Source organism: Chamaesiphon sp. OTE_20_metabat_361 (genome assembly GCF_031364565.1).
In genome coordinates, this window is sequence record NZ_JANLWO010000055.1 from 1 (window position 1) to 7896 (window position 7896).

At 50.3% G+C, this 7896-nt stretch carries 4 protein-coding genes; 2 read left to right on the plus strand and 2 right to left on the minus strand.

Annotated elements, in window-relative coordinates:
• Together RMO35_RS01420 and tyrS are read right to left on the minus strand one after the other, a co-directional pair.
• Positions 1 to 3998, minus strand: a 3998-nt coding sequence (locus tag RMO35_RS01420; protein WP_309738039.1) for an amino acid adenylation domain-containing protein, incomplete at its 3' end; no start/stop codon positions are given.
• Between the two features lie 268 nt (positions 3999 to 4266).
• The gene (gene tyrS, locus RMO35_RS01425) at positions 4267 to 5505 is read right to left on the minus strand and encodes a tyrosine--tRNA ligase (RefSeq protein ID WP_309738040.1); all 1239 of its coding nucleotides are present in this window, start codon (positions 5503 to 5505) and stop codon (positions 4267 to 4269) included.
• A 233-nt stretch (positions 5506 to 5738) separates the two neighbouring features.
• On the opposite strand from tyrS, the gene RMO35_RS01430 reads away from it, so the two are divergent.
• Both RMO35_RS01430 and RMO35_RS01435 read left to right on the plus strand, forming a co-directional pair.
• Positions 5739 to 7664 (plus strand): transglycosylase domain-containing protein, encoded by a 1926-nt coding sequence (locus RMO35_RS01430; protein WP_396135581.1) that lies wholly within the window; start codon positions 5739 to 5741, stop codon positions 7662 to 7664.
• 43 nt (positions 7665 to 7707) lie between these two features.
• The coding region (locus tag RMO35_RS01435; RefSeq protein WP_309738042.1) for a hypothetical protein at positions 7708 to 7896 on the plus strand (189 nt) is incomplete at its 3' end.

Genomic DNA, 7896 nt, shown 5'->3' on the forward strand with positions numbered 1-7896 from the left:
AAATAAACGGGCAGCCAGGAATAATCTCGCTCTAAATTATCGACAACAATTTCAGGAGCAGTATACAAGTTTAGCCATAATAATAAGCCATCTAACCGCGCCGACTTAGTAATAGTCAGGGTAATTTCATTGCTATATTCACAAGCAGTTACGGCATCAAAAACTAAGTCTTCAAAAGTATCGCTATTAGAAATAACATTACTACTCGGTAAATTTTTAATGCACAAACGCACGTCAAAAGGTTTGCCGACATGCTCGAAAATCTGCCGAGCATAGTGTCCAGTCAGATCCCCAAAGCTGGGTTCCCGCAGTGAATCGGGTAACGTAATCGCCGCAATTTTAGTCGCACATCGATGTGGAATCATGCAGCCATCGGCTTTGAGAAAGCGGCGGGCATCATTGAGTAGCGGTGCGACGCCTTCAGAAGAGCCGATCGTCCCAATAATTTCCGATAAACACACATCTACAGCTTCTGGTAATGCGATCGCGGTAGAATAACCGTAAATCGGGATAATTTGAGATTGTAAACCGAGCCGCTCGATCGTCTCGATCGCTTGGTGATAGGCTGTTTGACTAGCTTCGATCGCGTAGACTCTTTTGGCTCCAGCTTCGATACAAAAGCGGGCGAGGATGGCGTCTTTACCCGTACCGATATCTACTACTACTTTATCTGTGACTGCGCGGGCGATCGCCGCTTGGTAAGCTTGGTTGCGAGGGGTATCGGTGGTCATCGATTGGTACAGTAATTCATCGTACACCGGATATTCGCCCACTGACGGCCACCACTGCATTTGGCGGTGTCGCGGCTGGCTGACGATATATGCCGAGATACTTTGATAACGATCGCCGACGGACTCGATCGCGATCGCGTCCTGGATGCCGGGATGCCGAGCGAGTACGGCTTCAATCTCACCTAGTTCGATCCGAAAGCCACGTATTTTTACCTGTTCGTCTAAGCGATCGAGAAATTGCAGTTTCCCATCTGGTAAATACTTGACGAGATCGCCAGTCTGGTAGAGCCGCGCCGTGCGATCGGGACTGAAGGGATTGGGGATAAATTTTTGGGCGGTTAATTCGGGATCGTGGAGGTAGCCGCGAGCTAGTCCCGCACCGCCCAAATATAGTTCGCCAGGACTGCCGATCGGACAGAGTGCCAGATTTTTGTCCAATACATAGGCTTGGACATTGGCGATCGGGCGTCCGATCGCTGGGTTGTGTGGATCGCAACTCGCTACGTCACACATAGTTGCGCTAATCGTCGCCTCTGTGGGGCCATAAGCATCGATCAGGCGAACTTTTGATTCCAAAGCCATCCAAGCTTGCAGCTTAGCTGGAGCGGCTTTTTCACCACCGATAATTGCCAATCGCCATGTGGGTGGCAGTGATAATTTATCTCTAGTCAGTCGAGTCGTCAATTCGTGCCAAAAGGCAGTCGGTAGACTCGTCACGCTAATTTGCCAGTCAGTACAGTGCTGGAGGAAATTCTCGATCGATTCGCTCGTAGCAGCGTTGCGGAGTACCAATGTTGCGCCGACACTCAGACAGGGATAGATTTCTTCGGCACTAACATCAAAATTGAGCGAGGTAAATTGGAGGACGCGATCGGCAGGGGTAAGCGCGTATTCCCGGATGGTAGCGAGGGTATAGTTGACGACAGAATGATGCTCGATCGCGACTCCTTTGGGCTTGCCAGTGGAGCCAGATGTATAAATAACATAGGCTAGATCGTGGGGCTTAACTTTAGCTAGCAGATGTAACCGATCGGGGTAGGGATCTAGTTTGTCGATACAAACAATTTTTCCCCCATAGGCAGGCAATTTCGCGATAAGTCGCGACTGAGTGAGGATAATCGACATCCCGGCATCTTCAATAATCAGCGCCAGCCGCGCCTGGGGGTAATCGGGATCTAGCGGTACATATGCGCCGCCAGCTTTGAGAATGCCCAAAATCCCCACGATGGTGTCGAGCGAGCGTTCGACACAGATGCCTACTAGCACGTCAGCACTTACGCCCATTGCCGTCAGATGTGCGGCGAGTCGATCCGATCGACGATCTAGCTCGCGATAGGTAAGTCGTTCCCCAGCACATTCGACAGCGATCCGAGCTGGCGTCCGCGCTACTTGTGCGGCGATGAGCTGATGGATGCACGCAGCACCACCAAAATCGACGTGAGTATCATTCCAGCCATGTAGGCGATCGATCTCCCCAGCGGGCAATAATGGCAGACTAGCCAGCCGATCCACACCATCGATAATCCCACCGATAAATACTGACAACCGCTCTAGTAGCTGCTTGCAGCGCTCGGGCGCGATCGATTGTCGATCGTAACAGCAGCACCATTCATCGCCGCGCTCAGGCACTATAAATGTCAGTCCTGACGCGTACTGTTTGGACGGACTCCCCGCTAAAGTCTCGACGCGGGCGATACCGACAGGCAATCGATCGTCAAGCTGCGTGAGGGGTTGCAAGTCGGGATATCTGAGGAGGAGATCTCGGGCGTAAGTTTGGTGATGTTTGACAGATGCTAGCTCGCGCGAGATCTCCTCAACAGCCGTTTCAAAACTTGGCGAACGACTCAAATCGATCCGACATGGCACCTGAGTGGCGAATAAGTCCGGCATTCCCGCTAATTGGCGATCCAACTCAGCAAAGCTGACGTTCAGATCGAAACAGTCTTGCCCAGAAATCCGGCTTAAATAAGCGACGATCGCGACTGTTAAGAAATCAGCTACTTGCCATGTCGGGTAGCGATCGGCTAGAAATGCCCTCAGCGTTGGCGAAATCGGTACCTGTTGGAATTCTAGCGCCGATCCGCGATGCTCGTTTCGTAAGCGCAAAGCGCAGGCGTTGCCAACGCGTTGGCGACAGCCTGCCGTTAGGCGCAGCGTCTGCCTGCGCAGAGCTACGTCAACAGGGCGATCGATTTCTGGCAGCACCAGCGGGGTGAGAGTTGCCAATCTATGCGCCCAAAACCGCTCGTGTTTGGCTAAACTTGTCTCTAGTTGAGCGATGTCGTGCGCTACTGGCGATCGCCGCAGTGCATCGCCGACTCGTCCCGCACAGAATGTCAACAAGTCTAATGGTTTGCCGTCGAGGGTTTGGAGCTGACGCACCAGCAGATCCGCACTCGTCGTACTCACTCGTATCCCCTTGGCACAGAGCGAGACAATGGTGCCTGGTGGTGCCGTCGAGCGATCGGTACTAATTTCCACTGCCATGACGATCGCCAGTCGGTTGCCGAGGGCGATTTTGGGCAAGCCGATCGCATTTTCCTGCCGATCGAAATCTAGTCCGCGCACTACAGCAGCGATCGATCGGGCGGACTGCTGCCAATCTAAAATGCAGCCGGGACTGGGTTTTTGGGCACTTAAAAAGTAACTGCGCTCTTGCAGATTTTGCTTGACTGGCGATATATTCCCACTCGCAAGTTTGGCGATTAACTCGGGGAATGAAGAGATAATTGCTTCATAGCATTTACTATTGAGCGTCGCCGCAGTTTCACACTCTTCGATCTCAAACGAGACTTGCTTGAGTAGATCTCCAGCATCGACGCGCTCGGCAATTTGATGCCACGAGATCCCATGTCTGCGTTCGCCATTAATAATTGCCCAAGCTGGCGCATTCATACCACCATATTTTGGCAAGGGGCCATCGTGACAGTTGATGGCAAATTGACGTGGTAATGCTAGAATCTCACGCGCGAGAATTGTCGAATTAGAAATACTAAAGAGATAATCAAACGATTGCCCAGACAGAAAATCGTACAGGTTTGCTGGGAGTTGCAATTGAGGAATGTGATGTAACTCTGCCCACCGATCGAGTGCCCCAGACAGTGGCGCTGTCAAGGCTCTATCTGTCTCGACAATCCCGCAGATCTGATGACCGGATTCTAATAGGCTTTTAGCACAAGGAAGCACAAATGACTCCCGACCAATGATAAAACAGCTAAATTTCCGATTCACAGTTGTCATGCCACATTTTTTGATATTGCTAAGCATTGGCGACCTAATATATCACATCTTACTTTAGTCACACGGATGTAGTAGTGTATTCTATCACCACTTTTAATAGATAAATATTGTGAATAAATTGTCTACGCTATTTAGCTTAATTACTTAAATATTTGTCGATCGTCGCCTCAATCTTATGAGTTAGTATTCCATCCAGCAATCTAACAATTGCATTGCAAATCAGCGCGACCGCCAAAATTAGACGATCGCGCTCAAAAATACTTGCGCCATTTAGCTGAGACAGGTAATAAATAGACTAATCAACTAATCTTTTAAATCGTTTTTTACCGACTTGCAACACCTTGCCGACTAGGATTGAGGCATCATCATAGGTGACTTCAATATCCACGATCGCGGCTCCGTCCAATTTAACCGCACCGCCTTGAATTTGACGCTTGGCATCGTTGCTACCAGTACACAAACCACTCGCCGCCAGCAGTTGAAACACTTTAGTGGGGAAGGAAACATCAGCGAGCGAAAATTCGGGGACACTATCGCCCCCGGCATTGTGACCCGGTTTAGTAATCAGGGCGATCGCGTCGGCTTGAGCTTGAGCGGCTGAAGCTTGACCGTGGTACTGACTGACTACCTCCAGGGCCAGCAGTTTCTGGGCGGCTCTGGGATTGTCTGGGAGCCGATCCAACGGTAGGTCGGTGAGCAGTGTAAAGTAATCTTTGATGAGGCTATCGGGCGTTTTTTCGAGCTTAGAGTACATGCTGAGCGCGTCTTCGCCCAAACCGACATAGTTATTCAGCGATTTGGACATTTTCTGGACGCCATCGGTACCCAAGAGGATGGGCATGAGTAATCCAAATTGCCGCGTTTGTCCGAAATGGCGTTGGAGATCGCGTCCGACTGCGAGATTAAATTTTTGGTCGGTACCGCCGAGTTCGACATCAGCTCGGACGGCGACAGAATCGTAACCCTGCATCAAGGGATAGAGAAATTCATGCAGGAAAATCGGACTTTCTTGCTCGTAACGGTTGGCAAACCCCTCTTTCGCCAGCATTTGACCGACAGTCATCGTCGAGAGGAGTTCGAGGGTTTCCCCCAGCGCCAATTTGGAGAGCCATTCTGAGTTGTAGCGGACTTCCAAGCGTCCTGGCGTCTCAAAGTCGAGGATCGGGCGAACGCGATCGAGATAAGCTTGAGCATTGGCAGTAACTTCTTCAGGTGTCAGTTGCTTGCGAACTTCCGACTTACCAGTCGGATCGCCGATGCGAGCGGTAAAGTCACCAATAATTAACACAGCAACATGTCCGGCATCTTGGAAAGATCTCAGCTTCCGCAAGGGAATACTATGACCTAGATGGATATCTGCACCAGTCGGATCGATACCGAGCTTTACGCGCAAAGGTCGATCTGTCTGCGCCAACCGCTGGGCGAGATTTTCCGCTGGATCGGTAGAATTGGGTTGATGGGGGAAAATCTCAGTCACACCCCGAAATAACCAATCCCACCGATCTGATGCAGACACGGACACATTCACGCTCATATATAAAAATGAAAATCGATTACCTTTAGGTAGGTTACACCAACGAGTCAAAACAGTCGCCAGTTAAGCTTAATATAGTTGTTACCTAAACTGTGCTACTTTTACATCGTTATTCATATTTCTAGCTACCCAGTTTTCAGCAGCGGCAACTTATCGTCTACAATCGCACTCATATCTATCGTGCCCGATCGTCCGTGCCTTCATTGTCCCTAATTTGAGAGAGAAAGATCCTAGTGTCTTCTAGAGCCTTAAACAAAAAGAACCCCAAACAGAAACCCGAGATGAGCCACCAGCCCGAACAGCGTGGCTTTGTTGGCGGTATCGGTCAAATTGCGGGTGGTACTATCTTAGGTGTCACCATGCTGGCTAGTTCGATCGTGGCAGGTGGATTGGTGGGGCTAGCAATTAGCTTCCGCAACTTACCTGATGTCCGCGTCCTACGCAGTTACGCACCGACAGAGACTACCTACATCTATGATGTCAAGGGCGTCCAGCTTGCCAGTCTCCACGATGAAGCCAATCGGGAAGTGGTACCGCTCAATCGGATTTCGCCCAATCTCAAGCGTTCCCTACTCGCGATCGAAGACAGTCACTTTTATTATCACCAAGGTGTGAACTTGACTGGGGTGGGACGGGCGATTACTGCCAACTTCAAAAAAGGTGGCGTCAGCGAAGGTGGTTCGACGATCACCATGCAGTTGATCAAAAACCTATTTTTATCCCAAAAGCGGCAACTGAGTCGCAAACTTGCTGAAGCAGTCCTGTCAATTCGGCTCGAACAGATTTTTCGCAAAGATGAAATCCTGGAGATGTACCTCAACCAAGTCTATTGGGGACACAATAACTATGGGGTCGAAACTGCCGCTCAAAGCTATTTTGGCAAACATGCTTCGGAGTTAAATCTTGCTGAAGGGGCGATGATGGCAGGCGCAATTGCCGCACCGGAGAAATATAGCCCGTTTATTAATTTTAAAGCAGCCAAAAAGCGTCAAGAACTAGTTTTGGCACGGATGGTCGAACTAAATTGGATTACCCCCGCCGAAGAAAAAAAAGCGCGGGAATATAAGATTAAACTCGGTAAAATTAAAACTTGGCAGAGTAGTAGATTGCCCTACGTGACCGATGCCGCGATCGAAGAACTCAATCAACGCTTCGGTCGCGAAACCGTTCGTAAAGGCGGGATGCGAATCCAAACCACGATCGACTATGACTTCCAGCTAGCTGCCGAAAAAGTCGTCCAGAATGCCTACGAACGCTTGGGACGCAACAAATATCAAATTAGTCTCGTCGCGATCGATCCGCGCACGCACTTCATCAAAGCGATGGTCGGTGGGGTAGACTACAAAAAAAGTAGTTTCAACCGCGCCATGTACGCCAATCGGCAACCCGGTTCATCATTTAAACCATTCGTTTATTACACCGCCTTTGCCACTGGGAAATTTTCGCCAGAAACCTCAGTATATGACGGCCCCGTTCGCTACCGCGATGGTAGCGGGTATTATTCCCCGCGTAACTATGGCGGCGGCTATTCTGGCGCGATGAGCATTCGCAGCGCCCTGATGAACTCTACCAATGTCCCAGCAGTAAAACTCGGTAAAGAAGTCGGCTTGGATAAAGTCATTCAAACTTGCCGGACGCTGGGCATCAAAAGTCCGATCGAGCCAGTTGTATCATTACCATTAGGTGCCGTCGGCGTTACACCAGTAGAAATGGCGGGCGCTTTTGCCACCTTTGCCAGCAACGGCTGGCAATCCGAAACCACTACCATCCTCCGCGTCACCGATAGCGATGGCAATATTTTACTCGACAATACCCCACAGCCCACTCTCGTACTAGATTCTTGGGCTACAGCTCAAATCAATAGCGCCCTCCAATCAGTAGTTGGTGGCGGTACTGGTAAAGAAGCCGCCATCGGTCGTCCAGCCGCCGGAAAAACCGGAACCACCTCCTCAGAACGCGACGTGTGGTTTGTGGGCTACGTGCCCCAGCTAGCCGCCTCTGTGTGGATTGGCAAGGATGACTTCACCCCCCTCGGCACTGGGGTAACTGGTGGTACATATGCCGCACCGATCTGGCGGAGTTTCATGAAAGAAGCACTCAAAAACGAGCCTGTAGAAGCTTTTGCATCTCCAGCTAAGTTTAAGCGTCCGGGGAGTTAGGAAATGGGAGATGGGAGTTGGGAGATAGGAGTTGGGAGTAAGAATGATTTTAGATATGGATTTTAGATTGAAAACTTACCGACTCCTCACTCTCTTTCCTGCCCGAACTCCCAACTCCCAACTCTCATCTCCGCTATTTGGATTGAAAACTTACCGACCCCTCACTCTCTTTCCTGTCCGTTCTCCCCTCTCCGAACTCCCAACTCCCATCTCCCATCTCCCCAGCTACTTA

What these genes read in the sequence shown, in the direction of transcription:
- tyrS (WP_309738040.1), bottom strand. Translation starts at nt 5,505, where the DNA reads ATGAGCGTGAATGTGTCCGTGTCTGCATCAGATCGGTGGGATTGGTTA.